The sequence below is a fragment of the Pseudomonas sp. W15Feb9B genome, from assembly GCF_000828175.1.
Taxonomy (GTDB): domain Bacteria; phylum Pseudomonadota; class Gammaproteobacteria; order Pseudomonadales; family Pseudomonadaceae; genus Aquipseudomonas; species Aquipseudomonas parakoreensis.
The window spans coordinates 21890-37594 of the sequence record NZ_JTKF01000025.1; the positions used below are offsets into that span (position 1 = coordinate 21890).

Consider the following 15705-nt stretch of genomic DNA (forward strand, 5'->3'; position numbering starts at 1 on the left):
CCCGAGCACTTAACGCGCTGCCTGCCTGGGCAACGCGGTTCCATAAAAACAACAGCGAGGTGAAAGCATGTCTGGCAATCGTGGTGTGGTGTATCTCGGCGCTGGCAAGGTCGAAGTACAGAAAATCGACTATCCGAAAATGCAGGACCCGCGTGGCAGGAAGATCGAGCACGGGGTGATCCTGCGTGTGGTGTCCACCAACATTTGTGGCTCCGACCAGCACATGGTGCGCGGCCGGACCACGGCGCAGACCGGTCTGGTGCTGGGCCATGAAATCACTGGCGAAGTGATCGAGAAGGGTTCCGACGTCGAGAACCTGAAAATCGGCGACCTGGTCTCCGTACCGTTCAACGTGGCTTGCGGGCGCTGCCGCTCCTGCAAGGAGCAACACACCGGCGTCTGCCTGACTGTCAACCCGGCCCGCGCCGGCGGTGCTTACGGTTATGTCGACATGGGCGACTGGACCGGCGGCCAGGCTGAATACGTGCTGGTGCCGTACGCCGACTTCAACTTGCTGAAACTGCCGGATCGCGACAAGGCCATGGAGAAAATCCGCGACCTGACCTGCCTCTCCGACATTCTGCCGACCGGCTATCACGGTGCGGTGACGGCGGGCGTCGGCCCGGGCAGCACCGTGTACATCGCGGGCGCCGGCCCGGTCGGTCTGGCCGCTGCGGCCTCGGCGCGCTTGCTGGGCGCGGCGGTGGTGATCATCGGCGACGTCAACACCATCCGCCTGGCGCACGCCAAGGCTCAGGGTTTTGAAGTGGTCGACCTGTCCAAGGACACGCCGCTGCACGAGCAGATCGCCGCACTGCTGGGCGAACCGGAAGTCGATTGCGCGGTGGACTGCGTGGGCTTCGAAGCGCGCGGCCACGGGCATGACGGGGTGAAAGCCGAAGCGCCGGCCACCGTGCTCAACTCGCTGATGGGCGTGGTGCGCGTGGCGGGCAAGATCGGTATTCCGGGCCTGTACGTGACCGAAGATCCGGGTGCCGTGGACGCCGCCGCAAAAATGGGCAGCCTGAGCATCCGCTTCGGTCTGGGCTGGGCCAAATCCCACAGCTTCCACACCGGCCAGACCCCGGTGATGAAGTACAACCGCCAGCTGATGCAGGCGATCATGTGGGACCGCATCAACATCGCCGAAGTGGTGGGTGTGCAAGTCATCAGCCTCGACCAGGCGCCGGAAGGTTACGGCGAGTTTGATGCCGGTGTGCCGAAGAAGTTTGTGATCGATCCGCATCGGCTATTCAGTGCGGCGTAAGTTTCAGGCAATGCAAAACGGCGACCTCAAGGTCGCCGTTTTTTATGGGGATGAGCACTAAACCTGTGGCGAGGGAGCTTGCTCCCGTTCGGCGGCGAAGCCGTCGTAAAATTCATACATGCGGCGTCTCAGGAAAATTACCCACTCAAGATTTGGGCCGTTTCGCAGCCCAGCGGGAGCAAGCTCCCTCGCCACAAAGGTTTGTGGGCCAGAGTCAGAGGGCTGCCAAAGCGCCTTGGTAAAGCACCGGACCGGTCGGCTGTCCGGTCGGCGAACCACCTTTCGGCTCCAGACTCACCGCCAGCGCAATCGGCTGGCCGATCAAGGCTTTCTGCGCCGCGCTCAGTTCAACCTTGCCTTTGCCGCCTGCAGGAATCACCCCCAGCGAAATCGGCTTGCCATCGGCGGGTATCGCCCACAGTTCCAGGCTGCGATCAGGCCCGACTGCCGCCAATGTCAGCGGTTCGACTTGCAGATAGTCCGCATGCGTCTCGACCTTCAGCGCCGGTTGCGCGTCGGCACTCAGCAGGGTGGCGCGATAGCGGGCGTCGTCGCGGTTGTACAGGGAACCGAGGAACACCAGCACCACGATCGAACACAGCGCGGCGCTGACCCGCAGCCAGTTCCAGAACGGACGTTTTTCCGGGACGTGCAGTACTTGCGGTTCGATGCGCGCAGTGATGCCTTGCCACACCCGATCCGGCACCGGTTGCTCTGGAACCGCGTCGGTCAGGCTGGTAAGGCTTTCCTGCCAGTGAGCGAGTTCTGTGCGCAGTGCTGCATCGTCCAGCAGCAATTGTTCAAAGCGCCGACGCGCCGCCGACGACATCAGGCCGATGGCGTAATCGGCAGCGAGGGCGCGGCGCAGGGCAGGGGTCTGGTAGTTCATGATTCAAGGCACCTGCGCAGACGTTCCATGCCACGGCGAATCCACGATTTCACCGAACCCAGCGGCGCGGCCAGGTGTTCGGCGAGTTCCGAGCAGGACAGGCCCTGAAAGTAGGCGACGCTGATCGACTGGCGCTGCATGCCGTCGAGGGTGTCGAGGCAACGGTGCAACGCGCTGGCTTCGCGGCTGCTGTTCAACAGGTCGTGGGCCGAAGGGCCTTCGTCCGGCAGGGTGGCCTGTTCGAAGTCGGTCAGCGGCCGGTCACGCTGTTTGCGTAACTGGTCGATGGCCTGGTGGCGAGTGATGTTGATCATCCAGGTCAGCGGCGCCGACAAATGGGCTTCGTAGCGCGAGGCGTTGTTCCAGATGCGCACGAAGCTTTCCTGCAGCACGTCCTCGGCCAGATCTGCCCGGCCCATGAAACGCAAGGCGACACCGTGCAAGCGCGGGCCGACGCTGCGGTAGAGGGTTTCGAATGCACGCCGATCGCCCAGTGAGCACTGGGCCAACAACTGGCGCAACTGATCGGGGTCGGCGGTGGAAATGACGGTTCTCCAGGCAATGGGCGGACGACGAGGGCGCTGCTCGGGCTGTTCACAGGCTAGTTCAGCGACAGCGCTTGTGCCATTCATCTCGGGTTATCCACGGTTTCACGTTTTATATACGTGGCTATCCTGAAAATGGATGCGTCGGCGAGGAACATGCCAGCGCAAACCCGGTCAAATCGGCAGTTTTGCCGCCCCTAGACGGGCGGTTACCACAGTGCAAGAGGATGTCTGAATGAAGATTTCACGCGGTATGGCCTTGGCTTCACTGATGACCCTTGCAGCGAGCCCGGTGTTTGCCGGTTTCAGCTTGAACGATGTCGCCGGTGCAGTCTCGGGTATGCAAGGGGGTGACAAGGCTGCCGCCGCTGCACCGACTTCGGAAACCGCTGGATTGCTGAGTGCCTTGAGTGCGCTGAACGTCACGCCCCAGCAAGCTGTAGGGGGAACCAGTGCGATGTTGGGCCTGGCCAAGAACCAATTGAGCAGCACCGATTATTCGCAGTTGGCCAAAGAAGTGCCGGGCATCGACAAACTGTCGGGCGGTAGCGGCAATCTGGCGGCATTGAGCGGGTTGCTGGGCTCGTCGGGCAAGTCAGCCGGGTTGGAAAATGCGCTGGGCAACGTCAAGACCACCAGCGACCTGAACAACGCTTTCAGTGCGCTGGGCATGGACAGCGGCATGGTTGGCCAGTTTGCCCCGGTGATCCTGCAATACCTGGGTCAACAGGGTGTTGGCGGTTCGCTGTTGAGCAGTCTGGGCAACATCTGGGGCGCCGGCAGCGGCAGCTGATTCAGCCGCGCTCACCGCGCAGTTCGCTGATGCGCTGATCCTTCTCGGTCCAGAGCTGGTTGACCCAGTTCTGGACCTGCTGGCGAAACTGCGGATCGTTCTCGTAATCGCCCTGCGACAGCGCCGGGTCGAGTTCGCGGGTCTGGATGTCGACGATCACCCGCGGCACGCTGCCGCTGATCAGATCCCAGAACCCCGGAATGTTCTCCTGTGGATAAACCACGGTCACGTCGAGCAATGCATCCAGCTGCTCCCCCATCGCCGCCAGCACAAACGCCACGCCACCGGCCTTGGGTTTGAGCAGGTGCCTGAACGGTGACTGCTGCTGCGCACTTTTCGCCGCGGTGTAGCGAGTACCTTCCAGATAATTCACGACCGTTACCGGCTGGCGCTTGAACAGCTCGCAGGCCTGTTTGGTGATTTCCAGATCCTTGCCCGCCAGCTCCGGATGCTTCGCCAGAAACGCCTTGCTGTAGCGCTTCATGAACGGGTAATCCAGCGCCCACCACGCCAGACCAAGGAACGGCACCCAGATCAGCTCTTTCTTGAGGAAGAACTTGAAGAACGGCGTGCGCCGGTTGAGGGTCTGGATCAGCGCCGGAATGTCGACCCACGACTGGTGGTTGCTGACCACCAGATACGAGGTGTCACCGCGCAGATCTGCGCCGCCGCGAATGTCCCACTGAGTGGGGATGCACAGACGAAAGATCAGTTTGTCGATTTCCGCCCAGGTCTCGGCAATCCACATCACCGCCCACGAGGCGTAATCGCGCCAGCGCCCTGGCGCAATCAGTTTGAGCAGGGCAAAGACCATCAACGGCCCGATCAGGATCAGGGTGTTGAGCAATAGCAGCAGGGTGACGAAACAGCCGGTGAGCAGGCGGCGCATAAGCAACTCTATGAAGGCGGATGGGCGCGCCATGATAAGTGGCTTCGGGCGACAGGCCAAATCGGCGGTGACGAATGTTTCACTTTTGGGCGGCTATGCTGGAGCCAATTAGTGAGGCTTGTGCTGGCCCCATCGCTGGCAAGCCAGCTCCCACAAGGATCTCCAGTGCATGTGATTTCCGTGAATGGCAGAGAAACCTGTGGGAGCTGGCTTGCCAGCGATGCGATATCAAGGGCGAACGAATTCCTTGATGGCTGTCTAAAATCTCGCGTCTGACGCCCTCATTTTCCAAGGAAGCCCTCTACGTGAAATCCCTCCTTGCACTGTTTGCCCTCGTCGCCCTGCCGGTCATGGCCGCCGAACCGACCCTGTACGGGCGTTATGAATACATCGCGCTGCCGGAAATCGGTGGTGAGGTGCTCAAGGCCAAGATGGACACCGGCGCGCTGACCGCCTCGCTGTCGGCCAAGGACATTGAGACCTTCACCCGCGACGGTGAAAACTGGGTGCGCTTCCGCCTCGGCACCAAGGACGCCAGCAACAAAGTGTACGAGCACAAGATCGCGCGGATCAGCAAGATCAAGAGCCGCTCGGACGAAGAGGACGAGGGCGACAGCACTGAAGTCGCCAAACGCCCGGTGGTCGATCTTGAACTGTGCCTGGGCAACGTCAAGCGTACCGTTGAGGTCAACCTGACCGACCGCAGCAACTTCAACTACCCGCTGCTGATCGGTGCCAAGGCCTTGCGCGAGTTTGGCGCCGCAGTGAACCCGGCGCGGCGTTTCACCGCCGACAAGCCAGACTGCTGAGTGGTCTCATTGACGTAAGGTCAGGCTTGGGGCACCGTTCGCGCACTTAACCCATGGGCTCGGACGCCATGCCTCATATCCTGATTGTCGAAGACGAAGCGGCGATTGCCGACACGCTGATTTTTGCCCTGCAGGGCGAGGGGTTCACGACCACGTGGCTGAGCCTTGGCGCCGCGGCGCTGGAGCATCAACGGCAGACCCCGGCCGACTTGATCATTCTCGATATCGGCCTGCCGGACATCAGCGGTTTCGAAACCTGCAAGCAGCTGCGGCGCTTCAGTGAAGTGCCGGTGCTGTTCCTCAGCGCCCGGGACGCCGAGATCGACCGGGTGGTAGGGCTGGAAATCGGCGCCGACGATTACGTGGTCAAGCCGTTCAGCCCGCGTGAGGTCGCCGCGCGGGTCCGGGCGATTCTCAAACGCATGGCGCCGCGTCCTGCGGTTGAAGCGTCCTCGACGCTGTTTCGCATCGATGCCGAGCGTGTGCAGATCGTCTATCGGGGACAGCCGTTGAGCCTGACCCGCCATGAATTTCGCCTGTTGCAATGCCTGCTCGAACAACCGCAGCGGGTGTTCAGCCGCGAGCAACTGCTCGACGCGCTGGGGGTTGCTGCCGACGCCGGCTACGAGCGCAGCATCGACAGCCACATCAAAAGCGTGCGCGCCAAATTGCGTCTGGTGCGGGCCGACGCCGAGCCGATCCAGACCCATCGCGGCCTCGGTTACAGCTACAGCCCGGGGCACAGCTGATGTCGCTGGGGCTGCGGATTTTTCTGGTGTATGTGCTGTTTATCGGCCTGACCGGTTACTTCGTGCTCAACACGGTGATGGAAGAAATCCGCCCCGGTGTGCGTCAGTCCACCGAAGAAACCCTGGTCGATACCGCCAACCTGATGGCGGAGATTTTGCGTGATGATTTCAAGGCCGGCACGCTCAGCGAGAACCGCTGGCCCGAGTTGTTGCGTGCCTACGGCGAACGCCAGCCGCAGGCGACCATCTGGGGGTTGCCGAAAAATCAGGTCAACCATCGCATCTACGTCACCGACGCCAAAGGCATCGTGGTCCTGGATTCCAGTGGCGTGGCGGTCGGGCAGGATTACTCGCGCTGGAACGACGTCTACCTGACTTTGCGTGGTGAGTACGGTGCTCGTTCGAGCCGCAGTGATCCGAATGATGCGAACTCCTCGGTGATGCACGTCGGCGCGCCGATCCGCGACAACGGCAAAATCGTCGGCGTGGTCACCGTGGCCAAGCCCAATAGCTCCTTGCAGCCTTACGTCGATCGCACCGAGCGGCGCTTGCTGTTTTACGGTGCCGGGCTGATCGGCCTCGGTCTGCTGTTCGGCGCTTTGCTGTCGTGGTGGCTGAGCCGCGCGCTGCACCGTTTGACCGGTTACGCCAAAGCGGTCAGTGAGGGGCGCCGGGTGGAGGTGCCGCATTACCGTGGCGGTGAACTGGAGCAACTGGCGACGGCGGTGGAGCAGATGCGCACCCAACTGGAAGGCAAGGCTTACGTCGAACGCTACGTGCACACGCTGACCCATGAATTGAAGAGTCCGCTGGCGGCCATTCGCGGTGCCGCGGAGTTGCTGCAGGATGAAATGCCAGCGATTCAGCGCCTGCGCTTTGTCGGCAACATCGACAGTGAAAGCGCGCGGATGCAGCAGTTGATCGAGCGCCTGTTGAATCTGGCTCAGGTGGAACAGCGCCAGGGTCTCGAGGAGCGCGTGGCGGTGCCGCTGGCGGCGCTGATCGATGAATTATTGCGCGCGCAGGCAGCGCGGATCGAAGGCCGGCGGCTCACGATCGAGCAGACCATTGCGCCGGATCTGCTGCTGATCGGCGAGCCGTTTCTGCTGCGTCAGGCGCTGGGCAATCTGCTGGACAATGCACTGGATTTCACCCCGATCGCCGGGTTGCTGCGTTTCAGTGCCGAACGTGTCGGGGAACAGGTCGAGTTGCGCGTGTTCAACGAAGCCGCCCCGATTCCCGATTACGCCTTGCCGCGCTTGAGTGAGCGGTTTTATTCGTTGCCGCGTCCGGACAGTGGGCGCAAGAGCACCGGGTTGGGGCTGAACTTTGTTGAAGAGGTGGTGAAGTTGCATGGTGGGTCGATGCAGATTCGCAATGTCGAGGGCGGTGTGGAAGTGACATTGCGCCTGCCTTGAGACCCTAAAAAGATCGCAGCCTTCGGCAGCTCCTACAGGGGAACGCAATCCCAAGGAGCTGCCGAAGGCTGCGATCTTTTGATCTTTCCACACAATCTCCATATTCCCCCCACATTCCCCTCATACATCAACAGCAGACTCTGCCCATCCAAACAGGGAGAGTCCCATGAACAAAAATTTGACCATCAAGCTCGGGGCCATTGCCCTGTTGATCCTGCTGTTGCTGATCCCGCTGCTGATGATTGACGGCATCATCGACGACCGCCAGCAACTGCGCGACGGCGTGCTCGAAGACATCGCCCGCAGTTCCAGCTACAGCCAGCAACTGAGCGGGCCGGTGATGGTGGTGCCGTATCGCAAGGTGGTACGCACCTGGAAGACCAACGAGAAAACCAATCAGCGCTATGAAGAGCTCGGCGAGGAACGCGGTCGTTTGTACTTTCTGCCGGAGCGCTTCGAGCTCGACGGCCAGGTGCAGACCGAGCTGCGCGCCCGGGGCATTTACCAAGCGCGATTGTTCCATGCTGACAATCGCATCAACGGGCATTTCTCCTTGCCGGCGCAGTTAGGCATCAAAGAAGACTTTGCCGATTACCAGTTCGACGCGCCGTTTCTGGCGGTGGGCATCAGTGATATTCGCGGCATTGAAAACGCGCTGAAACTGGAACTCGACGGCCAGCGTCTGGACTTTGTGCCTGGCACCCAGGTGGGCTGGCTCGGCGAAGGCGTGCGGGTCATGTTGCCGACACTGGACACCCGTAACGCCACGGAGCTGACCTTCGGTTTCGACCTGCGCCTGCAGGGCACCGGTTCGCTGCAGGTGTTGCCGGTAGGCAAGGCCAGCCGCGTCAGCCTGGCGGCGAACTGGCGGCACCCCAGCTTCATCGGCAACTTCCTGCCGGGCAAACGCGAGATCAGTGATCAGGGTTTCAGCGCCGATTGGCAGACCTCGTTTTTCTCCACCAACCTGCAAGAAGCGATGAATCGCTGTGTGATGGGCAATGATTGCGAGGCGTTCAACGGGCGCAGTTTTGGCGTGAGTTTCATCGACCCGGTGGATCAGTACCTGAAGAGTGACCGTGCGATCAAATATGCGTTGTTGTTTATTGTCCTGACCTTCGCCGGTTTCTTCCTGTTCGAAGTGCTCAAGAGCCTCGCGGTGCACCCGGTGCAATACGCATTGGTCGGGGTGGCGCTGGCGTTCTTCTACCTGTTGTTGCTGTCGCTGTCGGAGCACATCGGCTTTGCTTTGGCCTATCTGCTGTCGGCCAGTGGTTGTGTGTTGTTGATCGGATTTTATGTCTGTCACGTGCTGCACAGCGTGCGCCACGGCCTGAGTTTTTCCGCGGGATTGGCAGCGTTGTATGGTCTGCTGTATGGCCTGCTGAGCGCCGAGGACTATGCGCTGCTGATGGGTTCGCTGTTGCTGTTCGGCTTGCTCGGGGTGTTCATGGTCCTGACGCGCAAACTCGATTGGTACGGGATCGGGCAAAAACCGGCCAAGCCGCTGGCGTTTGATGTGGAGGCGATGCAATGAGCGGGTTGGGATTGCGTGAAGATCAGCGAGAGGTGGAGGTTTTGGTGACGCTGATTGTTGCAGCACTGCCGCCGCAACCCAGGTGGTGCCATCGCTGGCAAGCCAGCTCCCACAGGATTTGTGCTGAAACAGAGGGTTCTGTCATACCCAAATCCATTGTGGGAGCTGGCTTGCCAGCGATGAGGCCAGAACAGGTTCCGCCGATTTAAGGCTTGGGCAGGGTAGCGACCATGGACGGTCGCTGACTCACTTCAAAGAACCAGTTGGCCAGTTGTGGATTGGCGCTGCGCCAGTCCAGATCCGGATGACGCAGATCGATGTAACCCAATGCGCACGCCACGCTGATGGCGGCCACGTCGAAATGGCTGGTCAGCTCGGCGATGGCGTCACTTTCCAGATAGGCCAGAGCGCGGCGGATCTTCTCGCGCTGGGCATCGAGCCATTCGTCCCAGTGCTTTTCCGGGGCGCGCAATACCAGTTCGTAACGCACCATCACCGAGGCATCCATGATCCCGTCGGCCAGCGAGGCCAGGGTCAGACGGCGCCAGCGGGCCGCGCCGTCGCGGGGGATCAGCGGGTTGCCGACATGCTGCTGGTCGAGGTATTCGAGGATCACGCGGCTGTCATGGATGACGCTGCCGTCGGCCAGACGCAGGGCCGGGATCTTGCCCAGCGGATTGTCGGCGTTGAGCGCTGCGTCCGGGCTGACCGGGCTGAGCACGCAGTCTTGCAGAGCGACGCGATCCTGCTGGCCGGTCTCATGCAGCAGCACCATCACTTTGCGCACGAACGGGGAGAGCGTGTTGTGGAACAGGGTCATGCTGGGGGCGGACATTGGCAAACCTCGGTGGTCATCGAAGAACAGCAGGTTAGCCTAGCTACAACCACTGTGGCTGGCGAGGAATTGATGGTGTTCGTGAGATCGCCATCGCTGGCAAGCCAGCTCCCACAGTTTTTGCAGCGAACACAAATTTCAGATTCAGCATTAACCCCCGTGGGAGCTGGCTTGCCAGCGATGAGGCCATCACCGACAACACAAAAACTACCTGCGCTGCAACAAACCTCTAATGGCAAGATACGCCGGAACGCCCAGCCCGACCCAGCTCAACGCATCCCAGATTCCATCGCCCAACAACGCCGCAAACAACCCCGCCGCACTCAGCAGCGCAATCACCAGCGGCGTGCTGAAGACCTTCCAGAAATTGCTCTGACGCGGCTTCATGCGGCAGCCTCCACCGTCACCGGTTTCGCCGCTTTACGCCGCACCACCCACAGATACACGCCACTGCCAAGGACGATGATGGTCAGGACGTCGAGGGTCGCCCAGAGGATTTTCATCGGCATGCCGCCGTAGTCACCGAAGTGCAATGGCTGCGACAGGCCCATGGCGTCCATGTACCACGGGCGCTCGGCCACGGCGGTGACCTGCAGGGTGCCGGCGTCGATCAGTACCGGCGTCAGCAGGTGCGAGGTCAGGTGCGTGCCGCCCTTCATGAACACCGCGTAATGATGCTCGCTGGAAAAACGCGTACCGGGGAAGGCGATGAAGTCCGGGTTCATCCCCGGTGCCACGTCCCGGGCGATGTCGAGCAGGCGGGTGGCCGGGGCCAGTCGGGTCAACGGCGGGGCATCGCGGTACGGCGCGACCATGGCGGTCAGCGAGTCATTGCGCCACGCGGCGATGATCAGATCGGCACAGGCGCTGATCACCCCGGTGACACCGACCACCAGCGCCCAGGTCAGCGTAACCACGCCGATCAGGTTGTGCAGGTCGAGCCAGCGCAGCCGGGAGGACTTGTCCTGGCGCACGGTGCCGAACTGCAAGCGGCGCATGAACGGCAGGTACAACACAGTTCCCGAAATGATCGCGACCACGAACAGCAGACCCATGAACGCCAGCAGCAACTTGCCCGGCAGGCCGGCGAACATGTCCACATGCAGGCGCAGGATGAACAACATCAGGCCTCCGTTGGCCGACGGGGTTTCCAGCACTTCACCGGTGCGCGCATCGAGCATGAACGTGTGCGAAGAATTCGGCTCGGTACCGGCGGTTTTCGCCATGATGGTCAGCACGGCGTTGGGCTCGTCGTCCTCGAAACCGAAGTACTGCACCACTTCGCCGGGACGATGTTGTTCTGCCGCCTCGACCAGTTGCGCCAGGTTCAGGCGCGGGGTGTCGGCGGGCATTTCGCGCACTTGCGGGGCATCGCCGAGCAGGTGCTCGATCTCGTGATGGAAAATCAGCGGCAGACCGGTCAGTGCCAACAGCAGCAAAAACACGGTGCAGATCAGGCTGGTCCAGGTGTGGATGAACGACCAGCGGCGAATTGTTTTACTTTTCATTTCATGACCTTCAAAAACACCGAAGCCGTCCACGGGGGACGGCCTGGTGACAGGACCTGTTCAGCTCACGCGCTTACCACTTGTAGGTGGCGCTGGCGACGACGCTGCGCTGGTCGCCGTAGTAGCAATAGAAGCCGTCGCAGGTGGAGATGTAGTCCTTGTCGAACAGGTTGGTGGCATTGACCGCGACCGATGCGCCTTTGAGGCTGTTGTCCAGGCGACCGAGATCGTAGTGCACAGAGGCATCGAACACGGTGTAAGCATTGGCCTTGCCCAGCCAAGTGTTGCCCTGATCGCCGTAGGTGTTGCCGGTGTAACGCACGCCACCGCCGATACCGAAGCCGTCGAGTACGCCGTTGTGCCAGGTGTAATCGGTCCACAGCGAGGCCTGTTGGTTCGGCATCAGCTGCAGGCGGTTGCCTTTGTAGTCGCCTTTCTGCACTTCGGACTTGGCCAGGGTGTAGGCGGCAATCACTTTCAGGTTATCGGTGACGTCCGAGGTCGCCTCCAGTTCCAGGCCTTTGACTTTCACTTCGCCGGTCTGGCTGGTGATCGGGGTGTTGCCGACGGTGGTGGTGACTGCGACGTTTTTCTGCGTCAGGTCATACACGGCGGCGGTCAGCAGGGTCTTGCTGCCCGGTGGCTGGTACTTGACGCCCATTTCCCACTGCTTGCCTTCGGTCGGCTTCAGCGAACCGGTGGAGGAGGCGTCGGCGCCGGTGGTGGGCTGGAAGGATTCGGCGTAGGAAATGTACGGGACGAAGCCTGAGTCGAACACGTAGCTGAGCGCTGCGTTACCACTGAAGTTCTTGTCGCGCTGGGTGTTGGTCGCATCGGCCTTGTTGAAGAACGTGGTGCCGGTGTGGACCCAGTCTTCACGACCGCCCAGCGTCAGGCGCCATTGGTCGAGGGCCATCTGGTCCTGCACGTAGAGGCCGGTCTGGTAGGTCTTCTGGTCGTAGTCGTAATACGCGGTCGAGCGATCCGGACGGACGATCGGCTGGCCGTAGATCGGCTTCAGCACGTTGGTTTTCAGACCGTCACCGTAGATCGACAGGTAGTTGGTGTTGCTGCGTTGGTGATCCAGCCCCAACAGCACGGTGTGGCGAATGTCACCGGTGGCGAAGTCGGCCTGGAAGTTGTTGTCCACCGCGAACTGGCTGATGTCTTCGTCAACGCTGGTGCTGGTGCGCCCGACGTTGCCTTGATCGTCCACCTGGGTGTACGGGTAAGAACCGACGGTCAGGGCCTGGAACGACAGATCCGACTTGGTGTAACGCAGGTTCTGCTTGAACTGCCAGACATCGTTCAGCCGGTGTTCAAACGCATAACCGAGCGCGTAGTAAGTGCGGTCGTAGTATTCCCAATTCGGGTCGCCGAGGTTTTTGTGGTGCGAGACGCTACCGAACGGCATGTCGATCTTGGTGCCCTGCACCGGCAGGAACTGGCTGGTAATGCCGGTATCGTCGCGGGTGAACTGGCTCAGCAGGGTGAGTTTGGTGTCGTCGTCGATGTTCCAGGTCAGGCTCGGCGCGATGTTGTAGCGCTTGTTTTCGATGTGATCGACTTGCGTGTCGCTGTCACGCACCACACCGCTGATGCCGTAGAGAAACTGGCCGGCGTCGTCGATCTTGCCGGTGCTGGCGAAGTTGATCTGGCGATGGTTGTCGCTGCCGTACTGCAACTGGATTTCGCTGCTGGCGTCGCTGCTCGGGCGCCTGCTGACCATGTCCAGCAGGCCGCCCGGCGGGGTCTGGCCGTAGACGGAAGAGGCCGGGCCGCGCAGCAGGGCAAGGCGATCGAGGTTCCAGGTTTCCTGTTTCGGGTTGGCGTACACGCCTTTGGGCAGTGGCAGGCCATCGAGGAACTGGGTCGGCTCGAAACCACGCACGCGCAGCCAGTCGGCGCGGGTGTCGCTGCCGTAGCTGCTGGCGGTGATGCCCGGCATATAACGCACGGCGTCATCGAGGCTGTGCACGCTGCGGTCGTCCATTTGCTGACGGGTGGCGACCGAGATCGAGCGCGGTGCTTCGACCAGCGCGGTGTCGGTCTTGGTGCCGGCGGCGGTGCGGGTGGCGGTGTAGCCCTCGACCGGGCCCCAGGCCGTTTCGTAGTTTTCCACGCCGATCACGGCGGTTTCCGGCAGCGCCAGTGTCCCTTCAGGCACGGCAACCAGGCTGTAGGTACCAGTGCTGCTTTGTTCCAGTTGCAGACCGGTGCCTTGCAGCGCCGCGCGCAGAGCGCCGGCGGCGTCGTATTGCCCGTTGACCGGCGCCGAGGTCTTGCCCGCCGCCAGCGACGGATTGAGCGACAGCGCGAGGCCACCCTGGCTGGCGATCTGGTTCAGCGTCGTCGACAGCGGCGCCGCCGGCAGGTTGTAGGCACGCACGCTGGACGCCTGTTCAGCGGCGAGCAACGGGTTGCTGATCAGCGGCGCGCTGAGGGCAATGGCAACGGCCAGCAGACTGGGGCGCAACAAGGTGTCTAGCGAACGGGACATGCGAAGGCTCCTGAATGGAAATATTTCTCAATTGCCTGTGTGCCGGACGAGAATTGAAAAGTGATAGGGCTGGATGAAAATAATGTCGATTAACTGGGAGTGGGGCAGCCGATTCGCGTGGCAACATTGGTTTTGTGCAGTTGCGGGCGGCCTCATCGCTGGCAAGCCAGCTCCCACAGGTTCAGCGCAGCTCACAGAATTGGTATTCACCATCGATCTCTGTGGGAGCTGGCTTGCCAGCGATGGCGGCCGCTCGGGCACCAGATAAATCAGGGTTTTGTATCTGCTTTGGCCACCGTGACCCAATACGGCGTGTGCTGCTCGATCTGCACCGGCAGGGTCGGCAGCAGGGCGCTCAAGGCCTTGTCGGTGTCGTGCAGCGGGAAACTGCCGGTGATGCGCAGGTCAGCGACTTCCGGCGCCACGCCCAGATGCCCGCGCCGGTAGCGTCCAAGCTCACGCACCAGATCTTCCAATCTAGCGTTGTCCACCACCAGCATGCCGCGGGTCCAGGCATCGGCGCCGGGCGTGAGCGCAGCGACCGCGTCGAGGCCGTTATTGCGGATCAGTACTTGCTGGCCTTCGCGCAGGATCTGTTCTTCAGGATGGCTTTGCGGATGCGCCGCCACCGCCGATTGCAGGACGCTCAGACGCGTGCCCTGGACTTCACGCTTGACCAGAAACCGTGTCCCCAATGCGCGCATGCTGCCTTCGCGGGTTTCGACGATGAACGGCCGCGCATCACCGTGACCGGTCTCGACCATGATCTCGCCTTCCTGCAATACGATCAGCCGCTGCCTGGCATCGAAGCGCACATCCACCGCGCTGTGGGTGTTGAGATTGAGCACGGTGCCATCGGCCAGGCGTACCGTGCGCTGTTCGCCGGTGGCGGTGCGTTGATCGGCAAGCCAGTAATCCAGCGGCAAATACCGATCACCGGCAAACAGCGCCAGACCAATCACCGCCACCACGCTGGCCAACCCACTGCCGAGCTTGCGCACGCGCCGCCGAATGCCTTCGCGCGATTGCAGTAACGCAGCGCGGGCCGGGCCGTTGGCGACGTTGAAGCGCTGATCGAGCATGCCCAGTTGGCGCCAGGCGCGGGCGTGTTCTTCATGGGCCGCATGCCATTTGGCGAACTCCTCGCGCTCCAGCGGACTGCCGGAATCCAGCGACAATTGCCAGGCAATCGCCGCGTCCAGCACCTGGGCCGAGACCGGTTTGGAGCTGGCCGGATTCATGTCGGCTCACCGTAGAGGGCGATGTAGCACTGGCGAATGCCTTGCGCGAGGTATTGCCGCACGCGCGGCACCGAGACGCCGAGCTTCGCGGCGATTTCGGCGTGGCCGAGGCCGTCGAGGCGGTTATAAAGGAAAGCGGCGCGGGCCTTGGTCGACAGTTTGCCGAGCAGTCGGTCGATGGCCTTGAGGTCTTCCAGGATCAACTGCTGTTCCTCCACCGAAGGTTGTTCGCCTTCGGGGATCAGCATCAATTCGGCGAGATAGGCCTGTTCCAGCGCGGCGCGACGGAAGTAGTCGAACAACAGGCCCTTGGCGATCGCCACCAGAAACGCCCGGGGTTCGCGCGGGGTCAGCAGTTGATCGCGACCGAGCAGGCGCACGAAGGTGTCCTGGCTCAGGTCTTCGGCCCGTTGCGGGCAAGCTACATTGCGCCGCAGCCAGCTCAGCAGCCAACCGCGATGGTCGCGATACAACGCACCGACGATTTCACTGTGAGGGCTTGGGACTGACGACACCAGACGCACCGATTGGGAAATGTTAACCAACGAGAATTGTTCGCGATTCTCGCAGAGGTGGGAATGGTTAGCAATTGGCCACTGGTCGGGTGAAGTTAACGGTGAGCCCTGTAGGAGCTGCCGCAGGCTGCGATCTGTTGATCTTGCTTTAACAACAAGATCAACAGATCGCAGCCTGCGGCAGCTCCTACAGGGGATGTGGTTCGGCCG

General features: G+C 61.7%; 15 protein-coding genes. 6 read left to right on the forward strand and 9 right to left on the reverse strand.

Translation table 11 applies throughout. From position 1 onward, the window contains the following. The first annotated feature begins 67 nt into the window (after positions 1-67). Positions 68-1267 (forward strand): formaldehyde dehydrogenase, glutathione-independent, encoded by a 1200-nt coding sequence (fdhA, locus tag OC71_RS13550; protein WP_027610665.1) that lies wholly within the window; start codon positions 68-70, stop codon positions 1265-1267. Between the two features lie 214 nt (positions 1268-1481). Here fdhA and OC71_RS13555 read toward each other — a convergent pair whose 3' ends face one another. Both OC71_RS13555 and OC71_RS13560 read right to left on the reverse strand, forming a co-directional pair. Beyond that, entirely contained in the window at positions 1482-2156 is a 675-nt protein-coding gene (locus OC71_RS13555) for an anti-sigma factor domain-containing protein (RefSeq protein WP_041069915.1), read from the reverse strand. Then, complete coding sequence (locus OC71_RS13560) at positions 2153-2788, reverse strand: RNA polymerase sigma factor (protein ID WP_041069918.1); 636 nt, start codon at positions 2786-2788, stop codon at positions 2153-2155. Before OC71_RS13560 ends, OC71_RS13555 begins: the two co-directional genes overlap by 4 nt. Before the next feature lie 148 nt (positions 2789-2936). Between OC71_RS13560 and OC71_RS13565 the strand changes: the two genes are divergently transcribed. Beyond that, positions 2937-3494 carry a DUF2780 domain-containing protein gene (locus OC71_RS13565; protein ID WP_041069921.1) on the forward strand — a complete coding sequence of 186 codons (558 nt, stop codon included), beginning with the start codon at positions 2937-2939 and terminating at the stop codon, positions 3492-3494. 1 nt (position 3495) lies between these two features. Here OC71_RS13565 and OC71_RS13570 read toward each other — a convergent pair whose 3' ends face one another. After that, positions 3496-4383 carry an acyltransferase gene (locus OC71_RS13570; RefSeq protein WP_041069925.1) on the reverse strand — a complete coding sequence of 296 codons (888 nt, stop codon included), beginning with the start codon at positions 4381-4383 and terminating at the stop codon, positions 3496-3498. 305 nt (positions 4384-4688) lie between these two features. On the opposite strand from OC71_RS13570, the gene OC71_RS13575 reads away from it, so the two are divergent. The 4 genes from OC71_RS13575 to creD all read left to right on the forward strand — a co-directional run bounded on the left by OC71_RS13575 (position 4689) and on the right by creD (position 8896). Further along, positions 4689-5192 carry an ATP-dependent zinc protease gene (locus OC71_RS13575; RefSeq protein ID WP_041069928.1) on the forward strand — a complete coding sequence of 168 codons (504 nt, stop codon included), beginning with the start codon at positions 4689-4691 and terminating at the stop codon, positions 5190-5192. 68 nt (positions 5193-5260) lie between these two features. Then, positions 5261-5941, forward strand: coding sequence for a two-component system response regulator CreB (gene creB, locus OC71_RS13580; RefSeq protein WP_041070160.1), 681 nt, complete (start codon positions 5261-5263; stop codon positions 5939-5941). Further along, complete coding sequence (creC, locus tag OC71_RS13585; protein WP_041069931.1) at positions 5941-7359, forward strand: two-component system sensor histidine kinase CreC; 1419 nt, start codon at positions 5941-5943, stop codon at positions 7357-7359. The genes creB and creC overlap by 1 nt, the downstream gene beginning before the upstream one ends. 166 nt (positions 7360-7525) lie before the next feature. Further along, on the forward strand, positions 7526-8896 hold the full coding sequence (creD, locus tag OC71_RS13590; protein ID WP_041069934.1) for a cell envelope integrity protein CreD: 1371 nt from the start codon (positions 7526-7528) through the stop codon (positions 8894-8896). A 205-nt stretch (positions 8897-9101) separates the two neighbouring features. Here creD and OC71_RS13595 read toward each other — a convergent pair whose 3' ends face one another. The 6 genes from OC71_RS13595 to OC71_RS13620 all read right to left on the reverse strand — a co-directional run bounded on the left by OC71_RS13595 (position 9102) and on the right by OC71_RS13620 (position 15495). Continuing rightward, positions 9102-9731 (reverse strand): glutathione S-transferase, encoded by a 630-nt coding sequence (locus OC71_RS13595; RefSeq protein ID WP_041069936.1) that lies wholly within the window; start codon positions 9729-9731, stop codon positions 9102-9104. A gap of 207 nt (positions 9732-9938) precedes the next feature. Further along, the gene (locus tag OC71_RS13600; RefSeq protein ID WP_041069939.1) at positions 9939-10118 is read right to left on the reverse strand and encodes a hypothetical protein; all 180 of its coding nucleotides are present in this window, start codon (positions 10116-10118) and stop codon (positions 9939-9941) included. Next, the gene (locus OC71_RS13605; RefSeq protein ID WP_041070163.1) at positions 10115-11239 is read right to left on the reverse strand and encodes a PepSY domain-containing protein; all 1125 of its coding nucleotides are present in this window, start codon (positions 11237-11239) and stop codon (positions 10115-10117) included. The genes OC71_RS13600 and OC71_RS13605 overlap by 4 nt, the downstream gene beginning before the upstream one ends. A 73-nt stretch (positions 11240-11312) precedes the next feature. Then, complete coding sequence (locus tag OC71_RS13610; RefSeq protein WP_041069941.1) at positions 11313-13739, reverse strand: TonB-dependent siderophore receptor; 2427 nt, start codon at positions 13737-13739, stop codon at positions 11313-11315. Between the two features lie 269 nt (positions 13740-14008). Further along, positions 14009-14980, reverse strand: coding sequence for a FecR domain-containing protein (locus OC71_RS13615; RefSeq protein WP_041069944.1), 972 nt, complete (start codon positions 14978-14980; stop codon positions 14009-14011). Next, a complete protein-coding gene (locus OC71_RS13620) occupies positions 14977-15495 on the reverse strand; it encodes an RNA polymerase sigma factor (protein ID WP_041070166.1) in 519 nt (172 codons plus the stop codon). The genes OC71_RS13615 and OC71_RS13620 overlap by 4 nt, the downstream gene beginning before the upstream one ends. Between the last annotated feature and the right edge of the window lie 210 nt (positions 15496-15705).